This window comes from Emticicia fontis (genome assembly GCF_054779675.1).
Genome location: NZ_BAAGXU010000011.1, coordinates 52059 through 68343, shown reverse-complemented (window position 1 = coordinate 68343; position 16285 = coordinate 52059). Strand labels below are relative to the sequence as shown.

General features: G+C 37.8%; 11 protein-coding genes. 2 read left to right on the top strand and 9 right to left on the bottom strand.

From position 1 onward, the window contains the following. Positions 1–7 precede the first annotated feature (7 nt). The 6 genes from ACYVFA_RS06750 to ACYVFA_RS06725 all read right to left on the bottom strand — a co-directional run bounded on the left by ACYVFA_RS06750 (position 8) and on the right by ACYVFA_RS06725 (position 10232). Positions 8–1204 (bottom strand): glycoside hydrolase family 130 protein, encoded by a 1197-nt coding sequence (locus ACYVFA_RS06750; RefSeq protein ID WP_460471049.1) that lies wholly within the window; start codon positions 1202–1204, stop codon positions 8–10. 49 nt (positions 1205–1253) lie between these two features. Next, positions 1254–3083, bottom strand: a complete 1830-nt coding sequence (locus tag ACYVFA_RS06745) for a sodium:solute symporter family protein (RefSeq protein ID WP_460471048.1) — start codon at positions 3081–3083, stop codon at positions 1254–1256. A gap of 35 nt (positions 3084–3118) precedes the next feature. Further along, a complete protein-coding gene (locus ACYVFA_RS06740) occupies positions 3119–4243 on the bottom strand; it encodes a glycoside hydrolase family 26 protein (protein ID WP_460471047.1) in 1125 nt (374 codons plus the stop codon). 127 nt (positions 4244–4370) lie between these two features. Continuing rightward, on the bottom strand, positions 4371–5450 hold the full coding sequence (locus ACYVFA_RS06735; RefSeq protein WP_460471046.1) for an IPT/TIG domain-containing protein: 1080 nt from the start codon (positions 5448–5450) through the stop codon (positions 4371–4373). Positions 5451–5468: 18 nt separating this feature from the next. Continuing rightward, complete coding sequence (locus ACYVFA_RS06730; RefSeq protein ID WP_460471045.1) at positions 5469–7040, bottom strand: RagB/SusD family nutrient uptake outer membrane protein; 1572 nt, start codon at positions 7038–7040, stop codon at positions 5469–5471. 57 nt (positions 7041–7097) lie between these two features. Then, on the bottom strand, positions 7098–10232 hold the full coding sequence (locus ACYVFA_RS06725; RefSeq protein WP_460471044.1) for a SusC/RagA family TonB-linked outer membrane protein: 3135 nt from the start codon (positions 10230–10232) through the stop codon (positions 7098–7100). A gap of 661 nt (positions 10233–10893) precedes the next feature. On the opposite strand from ACYVFA_RS06725, the gene ACYVFA_RS06720 reads away from it, so the two are divergent. Together ACYVFA_RS06720 and ACYVFA_RS06715 are read left to right on the top strand one after the other, a co-directional pair. Further along, on the top strand, positions 10894–11907 hold the full coding sequence (locus tag ACYVFA_RS06720; protein ID WP_460471043.1) for a S1C family serine protease: 1014 nt from the start codon (positions 10894–10896) through the stop codon (positions 11905–11907). Positions 11908–12041: 134 nt separating this feature from the next. Further along, positions 12042–12506, top strand: coding sequence for an SRPBCC family protein (locus tag ACYVFA_RS06715; protein ID WP_460471042.1), 465 nt, complete (start codon positions 12042–12044; stop codon positions 12504–12506). Positions 12507–12516: 10 nt separating this feature from the next. On the opposite strand, the gene ACYVFA_RS06710 is transcribed toward ACYVFA_RS06715, so the two are convergent. Genes ACYVFA_RS06710 through ACYVFA_RS06700 form a run of 3 tightly spaced genes read right to left on the bottom strand, consistent with a single transcriptional unit; the run spans position 12517 to position 16180 of the window. After that, a complete protein-coding gene (locus tag ACYVFA_RS06710) occupies positions 12517–13869 on the bottom strand; it encodes a serine hydrolase domain-containing protein (RefSeq protein WP_460471041.1) in 1353 nt (450 codons plus the stop codon). Positions 13870–13929: 60 nt separating this feature from the next. Next, positions 13930–14637, bottom strand: a complete 708-nt coding sequence (locus tag ACYVFA_RS06705; protein WP_460471040.1) for a LytR/AlgR family response regulator transcription factor — start codon at positions 14635–14637, stop codon at positions 13930–13932. 1 nt (position 14638) lies between these two features. Then, on the bottom strand, positions 14639–16180 hold the full coding sequence (locus ACYVFA_RS06700; RefSeq protein WP_460471039.1) for a sensor histidine kinase: 1542 nt from the start codon (positions 16178–16180) through the stop codon (positions 14639–14641). Positions 16181–16285 lie beyond the last annotated feature (105 nt).

Here is a 16285-nt window from a genome sequence, read left to right as displayed (position 1 = left end):
TTAAAATTTAGACATTTATCAAGCTTCTTGTCTCTTGATGGCTTAGATTTTTTTCTATGATACTATTCAGATTCCCAACCGAGGTAGCCGAGCGGAAACCGTCTTCGGGTGTATTCATGCAATAGTCTAATAGTTTATCAACACAACTTGTGGCCACATGCATACGCGTGTCTGATGAAGCATAGTAAATAAATACAGTCCCATCATTGTCCAGAATCCAGCCATTCGAAAATGCTACATTCGACACATCTCCCACACGTTCTGCGCCATCAGGAGCAATAAAATAGCCAGCTGGTTTATGAATAACTTTTGTCAGATCATTCAAATCGGTCATAAACATATATAATACATAACGTAGACCAGCAGCGGTATTCCTAACGCCATGCGCTAAGTGTAACCAACCCTGCGGAGTTTTTATAGGAGCCGGCCCCTGACCATTTTTTACTTCATAAACCGTATGATAGCGCTTCTCATCAACAATATATTCTTTTTCTATAATTGCATTTTCCATTGAATCCGTAAAGCCTAATCCTATTCCACCGCCTGTTCCGGCTTCAATAAAACCATCTTGCGGACGCGTATAAAGTGCATATTTACCATTGACAAATTCAGGGTGTAATACCACATTTCTTTGTTGTGGTGAGGGTGTTTTTAAATCAGGCAAACGCTCCCAGGTTTTAAAGTCTTTTGTTCGTGCAATGCCACACTGGGCTATGGCCGATGATTCATCACCTTTTTTTGCATTTGTGTCTTTGCGCTCAGTACAGAACAAACCATATATCCAACCGTCTTCATGAGCCACCAGACGAATATCATAAACATTCCCATCAGGAATATCAGTTTCAGGCATATTAATCGGATAATCCCAGAACTTAAAATTATCAATACCATTCGGGCTTTCTGCAATGGCAAAGAACGATTTGCGGTCCAAGCCTTCTACTCTCACGGCTAAAAGATATTTTCCCTTACATTTAATCGCCCCGGCATTGAAAGTAGCATTAATACCAAATCTTTCCATCAGATAGGGATTGGTATCTTTATTTAAGTCATAGCGCCAGAATAGTGGCGTATGAGCAGCGGTCAACACAGGATTCTGATAACGATCATAAATACCATTACCTGATTCAATTTTTTCATTCGGCTGCTCAATAAGCGCTTGATGCGTTTGTTGGAGCAGAGAAAGTCTTTTTTCAAAATAGGTCATTTTATAAGTTTTGTTTTGGGTAAGTATCATGAATAGGATTGGCAGAATACTAATCAGTCGGAAGTTTCCGATACCAGGTTTTATACAATATCAGAATACACATAAGCAAGACTATTGCCGAAACAATGCTTTGTTGCGGCTTGAGCAATACAATGAAAACCGGCAAGGCTGTAACAGCCGTCTGAGCAATTGTACCGATTACCACATTGAGCATATCTCTACCAAAATCTTTATTTTGCTCAAAAGAAGGGTCATCTTTCAATACCTCATTTAATACAGGTCCCCAGAAGCCCCATGGACGAACATTCTTGTAGAAACTTTTCAAAACTTCCATATTTGTGATGGGGGTCATTAATGAACCTGCCACACATCCGATTACTGATAGCAGTAAAATCAAAGGAAAATAATAGAGTGGGAGAGTGGTTGAGAAAATAGTGGGCAATACCATTGCTGAGAGAATTCCAGCAAACATACCCCAGAAAAAACCATTACCATTAAATCTCCACCAATGCCATTTTAAAACATTGGCCGCAATATAACCCCCATATAAAGCACCAACGATCCATTGAAGAATACTATTAACATCTTTTGCAAAAATGCCTAACACAATACTGATAGTCACCATCACAATGCCTGAGATATAATTCATCTGACTAATCTGTTTATTGGTAGCATCTGGTTTGATTGATTTGAGGTAAATATCATTTACCATATACGCCTGCGCTGCATTGAGTGTGCCTGCAAATGTTCCAATGAAAGCCGCCATCAATTCTACCAGAAATAGCCCCATTAATCCTGCCGGGGCAAATTTTAGAATTGCAGCCGGAAGAATTCGTTCAAAGTCCAGGCTTCCGGCAGCTGTTTCAATATTCAGGTCTTTATAATATAATAATCCTAAAACGGTAAAGCTGATTATCATGAGGTAGCGGGTAGGAAGCAACACAATATTGACAAACATATTCATCAATGCAGCCTCTCTTGGAGACTTCGTTGAAAGAATCTTCTGCATATCATAATTGGGAGCCGGTCCTGCCAAACTTGCTAAAATGCCCTTGGCTGTCATTAATGAGAAAAAAACGCCGAAAGGGTCAAACTTATCTTCTTTTATTTTGGTATTTACTTCGGGTAAGATATTACTCCAATCAATGCCCAGATTCCAGCCAAATGATAAACCAGACCAGCCCTCAGGTACTGGTAAGGTATGTCCACATAATTCAGTCATCGCAATAATGGCAATGCTCATTGATCCTAATGCCATTAAAGAATATTGCACTACATCTGCCCATACAATGCTTGACATTCCGCCCATGATAGAGTATAGAACTGCAAATAATGTAAAAATAATGCCATAGAAATGCGCTGTAAACGAGGCAGGAACCGTAAATGGCAGATATGCTTGAATAGCCTCAATCGGAATAAAGATTTCGATAAATTTCCCTAAACCGATAAACCCATAAGCCATAAAACCCAGACAACTTAATAGGGCAAATGCCACAATAATTTTATGTGAACGCATGGCATCCGACCCTGTTCCGAATCGGGTAAGCATCCATTCGGCTCCGGTAGAAGCATTTGAGCGACGCAACCAGATTGACAAATAAGCAAACATAAAAACCTGATTGAATACAGGCCATAACCAGGGCAACCAGAGGCTTTTTACGCCATAAATAAACATAATGGAAACCATCCAGAGTGTCCCTGATATATCAAACATTCCCGAAGCATTCGAAATACCCAACATCCACCAGGGAAGCGAATTGCCACCCAACATATATTCATTCTTACTTCTTTTGGCCCGCTCTCGCATAATAAAACCTATTGACGAGACAATGAGAAGATATACGAGTATTACAATTCCATCCAGGAGATGTATTTTCATAAAAAGAATGCAGATTAGGTGTTTTGTTAGCGGGTTTACTCTTTAATGTCTTTGTATAGATTTTTCTTTTTAGCGCCTTTTTCCAATAAAACCTCACCCGATTGTACCATTTTTAAAAAATCAGGGACACTTTTCTGCCCTTCGTATGGAGCATAATAATGGCGGTCATAGCCATTTCTCCAAACCAGAAAGTAGGAAAGCTTAGTATCTTTTACTACGGGTAATACAATATTAGTCCACCAGTCAGCCTCAGTAACCTGTTCGAGCCCCATTTCGGTTACTGCACAAGGTTTATTATATTCAGTAGCCATTTCTTCTAAAGTATTCACCATGCGTTGGAAATCTTTCTTAAATTTTTCGTTACTCGCTGGAGCTTCTCTGTGATACAAATCAAAGCCAACCATATCCACATAATCATTGCCGGGATAACGTTCTAAATAATGCTCTTTTGAATTGAATCTGTCTGTGGAGTAAGCAATCAATATATTATGTAGGTTTTTCTTTTTGATTAAATAATCAACCGTAAAACGCCACATTTTTTTATATTCTTCGGGTGTACAATGCCCGGCTCCCCACCAGAACCAAGAGCCTGTATGCTCATGAAACGGGCGGAAAATAACAGGTATCAGTTCACCATTTTTAGCCTTCAGACTTTTAATAAAATCAGCTACATTATCCAGCCAACCTTCATATCTTTTCAGATATACCGGATTATTAAAAGTCTGTTTAATGGTTGAATCAACTTTATCCCAACTTGTTTTCTTAGGGTCGACAGGATTATTCAAATGCCAGCTAAAGGTATTTACACCTCCCCGCTCATAAGTATCTCTTATATATTGTCTCATCTTGGCAAAAGGCACTTTGTCAAGATCTCGTGTACTATCAAATTCTATTTTTCCTAAGTCCCAACCCAATACAGCCGGATATTCTCCTGAAACTGTTTTTACATCTGAGCGCCCCTCTTGCTCAATCCATCTGGTACCATCAGCATTTAGGCCATAGGCCAGATCATCCTGATGCCCAAACATGACTCCCTGCTTCTGGTTGGCTAATAAATTTTTATAAAGATTTTTAGTTTCTTTCGTGGCTTTTTTATCTACCTGTCCAAAGCTCATGACAGATATCAGAAATGATAAAAGGAAAAGTGTAGTGGTTTTCATAGGTTTTTAGTGGTTAGATGCAGATAGATTTAGCGATTGAGTGAATGTGTGATTGAGTGATTAATTTTTCAATTATTGTGTAAAAACGAAAACTAATCACTCAATCACTAACTCACCAATCACTCAATTATTTCACAAGAATCACATCATCAAAATAGAAAACTTCATCTTGTTTATCAGGTCCCTGGATTCTGAAACCTAATTGCTGTAGGCTCTTACCTGCTGTCCAGAAATCTATATCTGATAGTTTTACTTTGAAGTAATTCCATACACCAGCTTTTACATTCAGCTTATTCGAATCAACATAATTACCAAATCCGGCTTTGCTGGCATCGGTAGTAATGTATAGCGAATAATCTTCTGAAGCACCTTTAATCCATACCGAAAGATATTTATAATCGGCTGAATAAGGAACAGTTGGCCACCAGTTCGTAAAGTTAATCAAGTGCCAGTTACCTTTCTGATAGTTTTTACCTACCGATTTAAGTCCGGATTTGAATTGAGCAGTTGAAACCGCACCAGCATCACCCCATGAACCATCTGCAAAACCTTCGCCATAGCCTTCAGTGAATATTTGCAGAGCTTTATCAAGATTCACAAACTCCTGAGTAGTTTTAAATAAGCCTGTTCCGTTTACAATATCCAGTGTAGCACTGTTTACATTCGAAGCTGGCATCTTGATTACCAATTGTTTCTTGGTTTTCGAAACTACCGTTGCTTTATCTGTAGTACCTGTCAAAGTAACTGAAATTACATCATCAAGGTTATTGCCTTCAATAGTAATCTCACTATCTTTTGTGAAGTTATAGTTTGATATAGTTGACACCGAAGGGAATGCTAATACCTTAAATGGAACACTTAATTTGGCACCTGCACTATTTGTAAAAATAATGTTCTGAGTGCCACCTGCAGCGTCTTCCGGTACACGGAAAATAAGCGCTTCACCTGTGTTCAGAGTTGGCTGAAAACCAGCCGGAACGTTATTCTTCTCAAAAACAATCGAACGCATATCACCTAAACCTGTACCTGTCAAAGTAAGCACAGTACCACCCGCAGCAGAGTCAGGTTTAATTCCCGCAGACTTAGGGTCACCAGGGCCAATTTGTGGTCTTCCATCGGTATCCTTTGTACATGAACTTACCGAGAAGCCCAGAATCACTGCAAAGGATAGGAGAGAGAGTATATTTTTAAATGAATATCTTTTCATTAGTCGTATCATTAATAATTATTTATAATAAGGTACTGCTGGTTTGCCTAACTCTGGATCCTGGATAATTTCACCTGCAGGAATAGGTACAAACATTCTGTTTTCTGTAAAAGTCGTAATGTAATTAGGGCCTCCATCAAGCGAACCTCTGTTTTGTTTTTCAATGATTGCCTTTGCTTTGGCGTATCCCTGACGTTGAATGTCATACCAGTAATCACCTTCAAAAGCAAACTCTACGCGGCGTTCATGCAAAATCTGATCAAGTGTAAAAGAGGTTCTTGCAGTTAATCCGGCACGCGCTCTTACAGCATTCAGTGCTTGCAAAGCAGAGGCATCGGTTGTAGAAGCATTAGCGCCTAAGGTGGCTTCTGCATAAATCAGCAATACATCAGCATAACGAAGTAAAACAACGTTGTTGCCTGAGTTTTGTCCCAAAACTGGTTCACCACCATAAGACTTACCAGGGCCAGCAAAATATTTGGCAATATTAGCTCTTACGGCATTTTTATTACCACCGTCTTCTGCCGGTTGCAGTGTATCATATTTATAGCCATTGGCCATAAACGCATTGTACTTAGGCTGATTGGCGCGTTGTGGTTTCCACGTTGGGTTTGTCCAGCCGTGCTCCATTACCGACCATTTTCTGCGTAAATCACCAAATTCATATTCATTTAATAAATCTAAAGACGGCATATACATTTCCCATGCATCTGCTTCTGCTGTTCTTAGGTTACTTGGGCCACGATCCGGATTTTTGATATTTCCTGTTCCCCAAGGATCTACCGCAAACTGGTGTTGAATCGAGAAAAGGCTTTCAGCATTATTATTCATGCTTGCTTTGGTAAACATACCATTGTAATCGCTCACTAATTGATATTTACCCGAGTTGATTACTTCCTGAGCTTTGGCTTTAGCATTTGTATAATCTTTATTATATAAATACAATTTAGCCATCATCCCTTTGGCTGAGTATTTGGTCAATCGACCAGGCTCATCCGATTCCGGCAATTTAGCTTCAGCCAGTTGTAACTCCTCTAAGGCAAAACGAAGTACATCTTTCTGGAAATATCTAGGGATATTAAAGTTACCTGACAAGGCAGTTGCACCCGGATCAGTAATAATCGGAGCATCTCCCCATGTACGGGCAATGTAGAAATACAGCGTTCCTCTGATGAAGTGACATTCAGCAATGGCCGGATCAAGGTATTCTGCTCCGCCACCGGCTGCCTTTTTCTCTTCAAAGGTTTTAATCATTACGTTTGAATAACCAATAATCTTGTAAAATGCACCCCAGGCTGCACCCACACGCTCAGAAGCAGATGATAGTGAGAAGTTCAGGTACTCAATATCAGTATAAGAAAACATATTGCCCGACATCACATCTCCAATCGCATCCTGTGCTCTACTTTCATAGTTACGCCAAGGTAAGCCACTATAAAGCGTACTTGTAGCAGCTCTTACTTCGGCTGCATTATTATAATAGTTTCCGGTGGTGGTACCCGAAAGCGAAGGTCTGTCAATAAAATCTTTACTACAAGAGGCCGATATTAGCAGAGGCAAAACAAGGGCCGATATTTTTAATAGTTTCATTATAATTTTTTTGATTTAAGAAGCAGCAAGGCTTCCATGTTAATAAATGTATGCGGATTAAAACTCAACATTTGCACCTACTGTGAAAGTACGAGGGTTAGGGTAGTGGCCGGTATCAACATTCATTAACTTAATACTATTATTAAATGCACCAATTTCAGGATCGTAGCCAGAATATTTAGTAAACGTTTTCAAATTCTGAATTGAACCGTAAATTCTGAAATTAGAACCTTTGATTTTGTTTAGAATTTTTCTTGGAATGCGATAGCCCAACGTAATATTCTGGATTCGCATATATGAAGCATCTTCCACATATCTGTCTGACATCGCAATATTGTTCTTATTGGTAGTGGTAAATCTAGGAAGACTACCGTCAGTATTAGTATCTGTATAACGATCCATTACCGTACGCATCTGGTTAGACCAAGGGCTGTTCATGCCCTCCAATTGCCAACGCAGGAAATTGAAAGCTTTTGCTCCCTGGCTACCTTGTAAGAACAAAGTGAAGTCGAAGTTTTTATAGTTCAGGTTATTGGTTAAACCATAAGTAAAGTCAGGAAGTGGACTACCTAAGTAGGTCATATCACTTGCATCGATTTTACCGTCACCGTTAATATCTTTGAATCTTACGTCTCCCAGATAGGTTTGAGTAGGGTCAACGATATAGCCAAATTGAGGAAGACTGGCATCCAAATCAGCTTGGGTACGATATAATCCATCCGTTACTAATCCCCAGAATGAACCTACCGGACGGCCAGGTGTCGTGTGCGTAATAAGATAGTTATTGTAATATACTTTACCGTCAAGCGCTGAGGCCGCACTGGCAGCTCTGTCATAGGTATTCTTGAATTTTGTAAATACAAGATTAGTTTTCCAGGTCAAATCATTGTTTTTGATGTTAGTTGTTGTAATACCAATATCAATACCTGTGTTTGTCATCTGACCAGCATTACCTAGTGGCGCTTTCAAATCATCCCATTGGTCACCTACACCAATCAGGTTTGGGCCTGTCAGGAAGATAATCATATCAGAAGTAACTTTCTTGTAAACATCGATTGTTGCATCAATTCTGCCATTCAACAAACCTAAGTCAATACCGGCATTGGTAGTTTTAACAGATTCCCATTTCAAGTTAGGATTCGGAATACCATTAATCATATTTGAAGTACCGAAGCCCACCGGACCAGAGAAGAACTGTACTGCACCTACATAAGCAGGGTTCGGCGCTCCACCCGGGAAGTTCTGGTTACCTACGGCACCATAACCAACTCTCAGTTTCAGATAAACGCTGCTCAATTTTTCTTTCATGAATTTTTCATTCGAGATCGTCCATCCTGCTGAAACACCAGGGAAATAACCCCAACGGTTATTAGGACCAAAGTTTGATGAACCATCAGCTCTGAAACTTGCTGAAACCGAGTATTTATCGTCGTAAGTATAATTAGCTCTGGCAAAATATGATTCCATTGCCCATTGTCCTTTACCGCCGCTCAATCCCCAGGTTGTCTGGTCAGCACTACCTGTATTTAAATCAAAAATATTGGCTTGTAAATCAACTTTAGTACCTGAAATTGCTTGATAGTAAGATGATTGCGCCTGGTGGCCTACCGTAGCCTGGAAACCATGTTTGTTGATATACTTATTGTAATTCAGGTAGTTTGTAATTGAATAATAATAGCTATCAGAACGATTATCAATCAATTTACTTCTGAAAGTATCTCCACCTACATTACCCGTTTTCTGGAATGCAATGTTATTATCCTGACCCAATGAATAAGATATTTCGTTTCTTAGGGATAAATCTTTATATAACTGGAATTCAGCATACAAGCTACCAAACACATTAGTGCTGGTTTTAGTATTGCCTCTGAACTGGCTGTTTCCTACCAGATTGGCATTGCTATAACGCACACCACCAATCGTCTGACCACCACCCCAAGTTCCATCAAGATTTTTTACGGGAGTCAAAGGGCTGGTAACTGCTCCCCACCAGATTGTACTCTCAGCTGCATCAGCCAAGCTTACATTCTGGATACTTCTGTTAACATTGGCACTTATACCTACTTTTGCCCAGCTTTTCAATTGGTTATCTAAGCTGAAACGAGACGAGAAACGTTTAAAATCAGAACCTAAGAGGATACCCGTATTATCATAATAGTTTAATGATAGATAATAAGTGGTTTTTTCTTTACCACCTGAGAAACTCAATTGGTGATTCTGTACCTGACCGTGTCTAAACATCGCTTCCTGCCAGTCAGTACCTTTGCCTAATACAGAAAGGTCTTTGAATTCATCAGACACAGGATTACCAATGATAGGAAGTACTTCATTCTGGTATTGCGCAAATTCACGTAGATTCATCAGATCCAGTTTCTTAGCTACTTCTGAAACCCCATAATACATTTCATAGTTTATTTTCCCTTCTCCTTGCTTCCCTTTTTTGGTAGTAATCAAAATCACCCCATTGGCCGCTTGTGAACCATAAATTGCCTGAGCAGATGCATCTTTCAATACGTCGATAGTCTCAATATCATTTGGATTAATCATGGCCATCACGCTATTTCCAGTTTGCCCGTTTGAGCCACCTAAGCCATCAAAACCTCTATTGTCGGAGGTATTACCCCCAACAAATGGCACACCATCAATTACAAAAAGTGGGTCGTTACTATTGATTGAAGTAACCCCACGTACTTTGATAGAAACCCCACCACCCGGCTGACCACTATTGCTGGTTACGGTAACCCCTGCAGCTTTCCCTTGTAGCATTTGGTCGATACCTGCTACCGGCATGTCTTTCAGATCTTTTGCTTTGATTGAAGTGATGGAAGAACTAATGTCTGCACGTTTAGAAGTACCATAACCTACTACAACTACTTCTTCTAAAGTCTGGTCTTCAGAAGTCATTCTGACATCGATTTTTGTCTGATTGCCAACAGGTATCTCCTTAGTAAGCATACCTACAAATGAAAAAATCAAAGATTGCGCTGTGTTGGAAACGGTGATAGAGTAATTGCCATCAGCATTAGTTGCAGTACCTTGATTAACGCCTTTTGCTACTACCGAGACTCCGGGCAAGGCCTCGCCCTTGTCGTCTGTTACTTTACCTGTTATGGTCCGTTGTTGTGCCATGAGAGAGAAACTCATTAACAAGGTAAAACCAAACAGCAATGATTTAATAAAGTTTTTCTTCATAAAAAATTAAGGATAGTTAAAAGAGAAAAATTTGCACAAAGTTGATAAAAATTTGGATATATAGTATAGTACTATTTTAACTATTTATGACATAAAAAGGATAATTGTAAGAATGACAGGTATTTTTATTTTGTTAATATAGTTATAATAAATGTTTATAGAGTTAAATAAATATTGAAATTGTAATAATAATTATTAAAAAATTTTAAAAATATCCTAAAATTTAAATATGATACTATTCTAACTTGTATAGACATCTTGTAGCCAGTTTATCTGTTTTTTTACATCTCTGGAAATTATAAATTTTTTTATGCAATTCTCTGAATTTCAAAGTTTTATAGATATGAATTTGGCTTTTATCTATGAACTAATGGAGTAGAATACAGACTTGTAAAATAGTATGTAAGCATAACACAATGGAATGCACCTTGGCTTTCCATTTTACTGTCTTAGAATTGTAGTTAACTATTTAGTTTACAGCAAATTCAAAACCACTTTAGCTATTTCAAACTGATTGATTGTCTCAGTACACTTATCTATTGTATTTTACATAAATTAGATAGGCAACTTATCAATTTTAACTAAATCAGTCATTTTGTCAGTAAAAATGTCTTGGCAAACTTCTTGAACTACCTGCTTCAACTATAAAAAAGGAAAAAAAATGTTATCGTTTTTATCGTCTTTTGTTACTGAAGACAATTCTATGCAACAATCCTCTCAGGATGACGAAATCCTGGACGCCTATTCTCACACCATTACTCAGGTAGTAGAAAAGGCTAGTAATTCGGTTGTGCAGATTAAAGTATGGAAAAAGCCTGTTCAAAACCCTAACCAGCGCGTTCGTCAATCTCAGGAAGCCGGAGGGTCGGGTTTTATTATTTCAAGTGATGGATTTGTGATTACCAATAACCACGTAGTTAGTAATTCAGAAAGGGTAGAAGTAGGATTGATGGATGGAAGGCTTTTTGATGCAACCGTGATTGGCACCGACCCTTACACTGATATTGCAGTATTGAAAATCTATGCCGATTCTTTAAAGCCTCTGAAATTCAGTGATTCAGATAAGCTAAAAGTCGGACAAATAGCAATTGCGATTGGTAATCCTTTGGGGTTTCAGTATACAGTTACGGCAGGAGTGGTGAGTGCCTTAGGCAGAACTCTAAGAAGTGAAACCGGAAGAATGATTGATGATGTGATACAGACTGATGCTTCCTTGAATCCAGGCAATTCTGGTGGCCCATTGGTTAATTCTCGCGGAGAAATCATCGGTGTAAATACAGCAGTAATTGCGGCAGCGCAAGGCATCTGTTTTGCTGTTTCTGCCAACCTGACCAAATATGTGGCCGGAAAACTGATTTTAGAGGGCAAAGTAAAAAGAGCCCAACTAGGTATTGCAGGGCAAGTAGTAAACCTGACTGAAAGAATGATTGGCTATAATAAACTAAACACTAAAACCGGAGTGTATATCAGTGAAGTAATTGCAGACGCTAATGCCAATAATAATGAATTGAGAAGAGGAGATATTATTGTAGGCTTGAATGAGAAACCCATTTCTTCGGTAGACGACCTGCATAAAATACTCAACGATGAATTGATTAATCAACAGGTAACAGTCAATCTCTTGCGAGGTGGTATTAAGAAAGATGTAAAAGTTCTGGCCGGGGAATTGAAGTAGGCAATTGATTGATATAAATTGACTTGTTGAGTTTTTATTCTACATTTTGTTTAAATTGTCGCAATAAAAGCTCAACAAGTACATTCCCAAAACAATCTATCAGGTATTGTAGTTAAAAAAATAAAAAACCTATTATGCACTCGTTTTATCGTACTCAAAAACTACCTATAACACTATCGCAAGCCTGGGATTTTATATCCACCCCTGCCAATCTTAAAACCATTACTCCTGATTATATGGGATTTGAAATGACCTCAAAATATCATGGCGATAAAATGTATGCAGGTCAAATCATTACCTATATTGTTAAACCTGTTTTAGGGATTCCTCTGAGTTGGTGTACAGAAATCACCCATGTTCAGGAACCTGATTATTTTGTTGATGAACAACGATTCGGCCCTTATGCCTTCTGGCATCATCAACATAAATTAAGTAAAATCAGCAATGGCGTATTGATGGAAGACATTGTACATTATAAACTTCCCTTAGGATTTTTAGGTCGAATAGTTAATACGATTATGGTTCAACGCCAGCTCGAAGAAATCTTCGAATTCAGAAGAAAGAAACTGATAGAGCTTTATGGTGAGTACGTGCCTTAAATTCTGGATTTTAAAGAGTACGTAGAGCTGTTCTTTTCATGCCACCAAAATCAAGTATTAATTTATTGAAATTGCCCGTTTCATCTTTTTCAAAGTAAAGCACAATTTCCTCTTGTTCAATATCAAAAAAGTGAGTTTCGTCTGAGGCGGCCAAAACTGATCTCGGCCCTCTGAAAGGATAGGCCACCAATTGATTATTTTCTATTTTAAACTCAATTTTTAATTGTTGCTGAGCTACTTCATAAGTACCGACGTAGTGCTCAAGTACTGCCTTATCTAAAGCTACTGATTTTTTCTGTGATGGTATTTTATAGGGTTGATTATATAAAATCGCGAGCAAATTATTGGTAATAACGCCCAAGCCGGGAATTTCCGTATTATTCAATAAAACAATACAAATATCATCTTCTATTACTCTGGCAAAATTACTACGGTATCCGGGCAAACCTCCACTATGTGAAACGATGTGCTTATGATAGAGGGAATCAATAATCCAGCCATAACCATAGCTTTTCATAAAGGGAGTATAGGCTTTATCTGATGTGCTTTTATTAATAATCTGGTTGTTTTGAAGCGCTTGATGCCATTTATACAAATCTCCAACAGAAGAGTAAATGGCCCCCGCGGCATAGACCACAGACGAATCTTCTAAAGGAGCTTGTTTATTATAATCTTTTCCTGAATCTGAATAATAACCCGTTGCTTTTCTTCCGGTCGGTAGACCAACAAAATCAAACCCACTATTAACCATACCAGCTGGTTCAAACAGGTATTTTCTGACGGCTGAATAATAAGACATTTGAGTCACTTTCTCAATAATATATCCCAGAAGACCATAACCCGAATTACTATAATTCCAGCCAGTGCCAGGAGAGAAATCAAGAGGTTTGTCTTTAAATAGAGATAAAATTCTTTGTTCAGTAGCATGTTTACCTGACTCATTATACATAAAGTCATTATCTACAGTATAGTTAAATATTCCTGATGTATGAGTTAATAAATTCTCAATCGTAATACTATCACCTTTAGGGTAATCAGGAAAGTATTTACTCAATTTATCTTGTACGGATAATTGCTTTCGTTCTGCCAGTTTTAGAATTAAAGTAGCAGTAAATGTCTTGGTAATAGAAGCAATAGGGTAGAGGGTAAAAGGAGTATTATTTAATTGCTTTTCTAAATTCTGAAAACCATAGCCCTTTTCTAGCAATATCTTGCCCTGTTGTGCTACTAATACAGTGCCGTTAAATTCTTTATTTTTCGCGTATGCACTCATCAATTCGTCTAATTTTTGAGAAACATTTTGCGCTGAAACTTTTGATAATAACCCCGCCATAAGGCAAAGCGCTGCCATAATCTTTTTCATAAGATTAAAATTTTTGTTGATAAATGATTGATTCTAATTGAATTTGTAGAAACTAATTGATTAAGCTTTTGAATTTTGAGCAATAAATCTTTCTAAATCATTGCTGTAAAATGCACCAATCGGTAATTCTTTTTCATGCACCCAAACACTTCTTTTATCTATTTTGGTAATCTTGTTTTTAGCTACCATAAAAGAGCGATGAATTCGAATAAATGCAGATTGTGGTAATAAAGACTCAACCTCACCCATGGTAAGTCGAGAAACAATCGTTTGGTTTTCAGACACAAACTTTACATAGTTACCTGTGCTTTCGGTATATAATAAATCTTCCAGATCAATCTTGATTTGCTCATACCCGCTTTTAATAAAGATAGAAGGTAAATTTAAACTGGTATTTTGATGATTCTTCTTAAGCGTAACTTGCTCATGCGCCTTATTGCAGGCTTGCAGAAAGCGGGTAAACGAAAAAGGTTTCAATAAATAATCAATGGCATTGAGTTCAAAACTTTGTACAGCGTGTTCACTATAAGCAGTCGTAAAAATAATGATTGGAGCCTGTGGCAAAGTTTTTACTAATTCAAGCCCGGAAATACCGGGCATTTTAATGTCCAGAAAAATTACATCAACCTTTTGTGATTGAATGAAACTCAATGCCTCAATTGCATTCGTAAAGCAGGCCGACAAATCAATGAAACTTACTTGTGCGGCCATGCTTTTAATGATTTCTAAGGCAATCGGCTCGTCGTCTATGGCAATGGCTTGTAGCATTTTATTCACCAGTTTGAAGTACTAAAGTAGCGATGAACTCTTTTCCGTCTGACCCGTACTGGAGTTGGTGTCTGTCAGGATAAAACAAATGTAATCTTTCTTTCACATTTTCAAGACCTATCCCCGTATGTTCCCGCTCCGGGTCATTCATTTGAGTAGGATGAACACTATTTCGAACCTCAAATCTGATCGTGCTTTTATCACAATTAAGATTAACCTTTATCCATGACTTTTGGTTAGAATGAATGCCATGTTTAAAGGCATTCTCAACAAAAGGTATTAGCAACATTGGCATTATCACATGGTTGCAATTCTGGTCATTAATCAATTCCTCAATCATGATATTGGGAGATTGTTGGATCCTCAACTTTTGTAACGAAATGTAGTTTTTCAGGTAATTAATCTCACTGTTCATCGGAATAAAATCCTGATGATTATCATATAACATAAAACGCATCATGTCTCCTAATTTCTGAATTCCTTCGGCTGTTCGTTGTGAACCATCAATTAAAGCGGTACCATATAAAGTATTCAAGGCATTAAACAGAAAATGCGGATTAATCTGAGAGCGTAGGAATTGCAAATCGGCCTTTGACTTTGTTAGCGCTTTCTCGGTTCCTCTTAATTGTAGTATTTTGTCTTTTCTTTGCTGATAGAATAACCATGTAATCGGGCTTACGATAAATAGTTGGATTGCCCAGATACTCAGCCACAAGGGCAATGAAAAAGCATTATGCGGAAGCCAGCTAAAGAAAAAAGTATAGATAAAAGTAGATAAAACAAGGATGCTCAATGTACGTATGTTAAGCCAGGGTTTTGAATCTGTATCTGGGAAAATCCAATAGGTATTCGTGAGGTAAACCAATAGCGTAGGAGTAAGGAATAATACATAAACAGTATAAAAAAAATCATCATTGATTAATTCAAAAGTAGCGGAAAAGAAAGGTACGATTATATAAATAATAAAAATCAAACTTACCTGATTGGCAATTAAACTCAGATAATTTCTTCGGGTAGATTTTTGAATGCGAGCAATCATATATTCTCTCAGGCAAGTATAAACCAGATAAATACTGACTATCATAAATGCACGGCTAAAACCAAAAAACAGGTCTTCCAGAGGCTTGTCATTATAGCCAAACATCGCCAGTATTTTATAACCACCATAACTAAAAAAGGCAGGTCTTGCAAAATAGGTGGCGGCATTGATGCTTAAAGCCAATAGAAATGTGATAATAAGAATATAAACAGCAATCCAGATATATTGACTTTTTTGAGTCTTTTTACTGATAATGATTTGTGGGATATTAAGGAGATAGGTTGATAAATAAAGCAAGTAAATAAAAATTAGCGAACCTAATCTTGGCGATAATACATTAGTAAAATAATTGAAAGTAAGTCCATTCTGAGAAAAAGTATGGGCAAATCTTTCCTGAATTTCCTCATTGCTAATAATAAAACTCTCCGCTAAATACCTGATAAGGGTGATACCTACAAGGAGCGAAACGAATACTAATTCATAATTTCTGATTCTGATTTTCATAATCTTGTTTTTTTCTGACAACATTACGGCGTTTAAATCTTAGATTTCTGAAAATGTGACAGACCTTAAAAAGCTGGGATAGAAATACGAAAATAGAAAAAAATA

Excerpts from the sequence above, each read along its gene's own strand:
- ACYVFA_RS06720 (WP_460471043.1), top strand. The coding sequence starts at position 10,894 with ATGTTATCGTTTTTATCGTCTTTTGTTACTGAAGACAATTCTATGCAA.
- ACYVFA_RS06745 (WP_460471048.1), bottom strand. The coding sequence starts at position 3,083 with ATGAAAATACATCTCCTGGATGGAATTGTAATACTCGTATATCTTCTC.
- ACYVFA_RS06710 (WP_460471041.1), bottom strand. The coding sequence starts at position 13,869 with ATGAAAAAGATTATGGCAGCGCTTTGCCTTATGGCGGGGTTATTATCA.
- ACYVFA_RS06725 (WP_460471044.1), bottom strand. The coding sequence starts at position 10,232 with ATGAAGAAAAACTTTATTAAATCATTGCTGTTTGGTTTTACCTTGTTA.
- ACYVFA_RS06735 (WP_460471046.1), bottom strand. The coding sequence starts at position 5,450 with ATGAAAAGATATTCATTTAAAAATATACTCTCTCTCCTATCCTTTGCA.
- ACYVFA_RS06705 (WP_460471040.1), bottom strand. The coding sequence starts at position 14,637 with ATGCTACAAGCCATTGCCATAGACGACGAGCCGATTGCCTTAGAAATC.
- ACYVFA_RS06750 (WP_460471049.1), bottom strand. The coding sequence starts at position 1,204 with ATGACCTATTTTGAAAAAAGACTTTCTCTGCTCCAACAAACGCATCAA.
- ACYVFA_RS06715 (WP_460471042.1), top strand. The coding sequence starts at position 12,042 with ATGCACTCGTTTTATCGTACTCAAAAACTACCTATAACACTATCGCAA.
- ACYVFA_RS06700 (WP_460471039.1), bottom strand. The coding sequence starts at position 16,180 with ATGAAAATCAGAATCAGAAATTATGAATTAGTATTCGTTTCGCTCCTT.
- ACYVFA_RS06740 (WP_460471047.1), bottom strand. The coding sequence starts at position 4,243 with ATGAAAACCACTACACTTTTCCTTTTATCATTTCTGATATCTGTCATG.
- ACYVFA_RS06730 (WP_460471045.1), bottom strand. The coding sequence starts at position 7,040 with ATGAAACTATTAAAAATATCGGCCCTTGTTTTGCCTCTGCTAATATCG.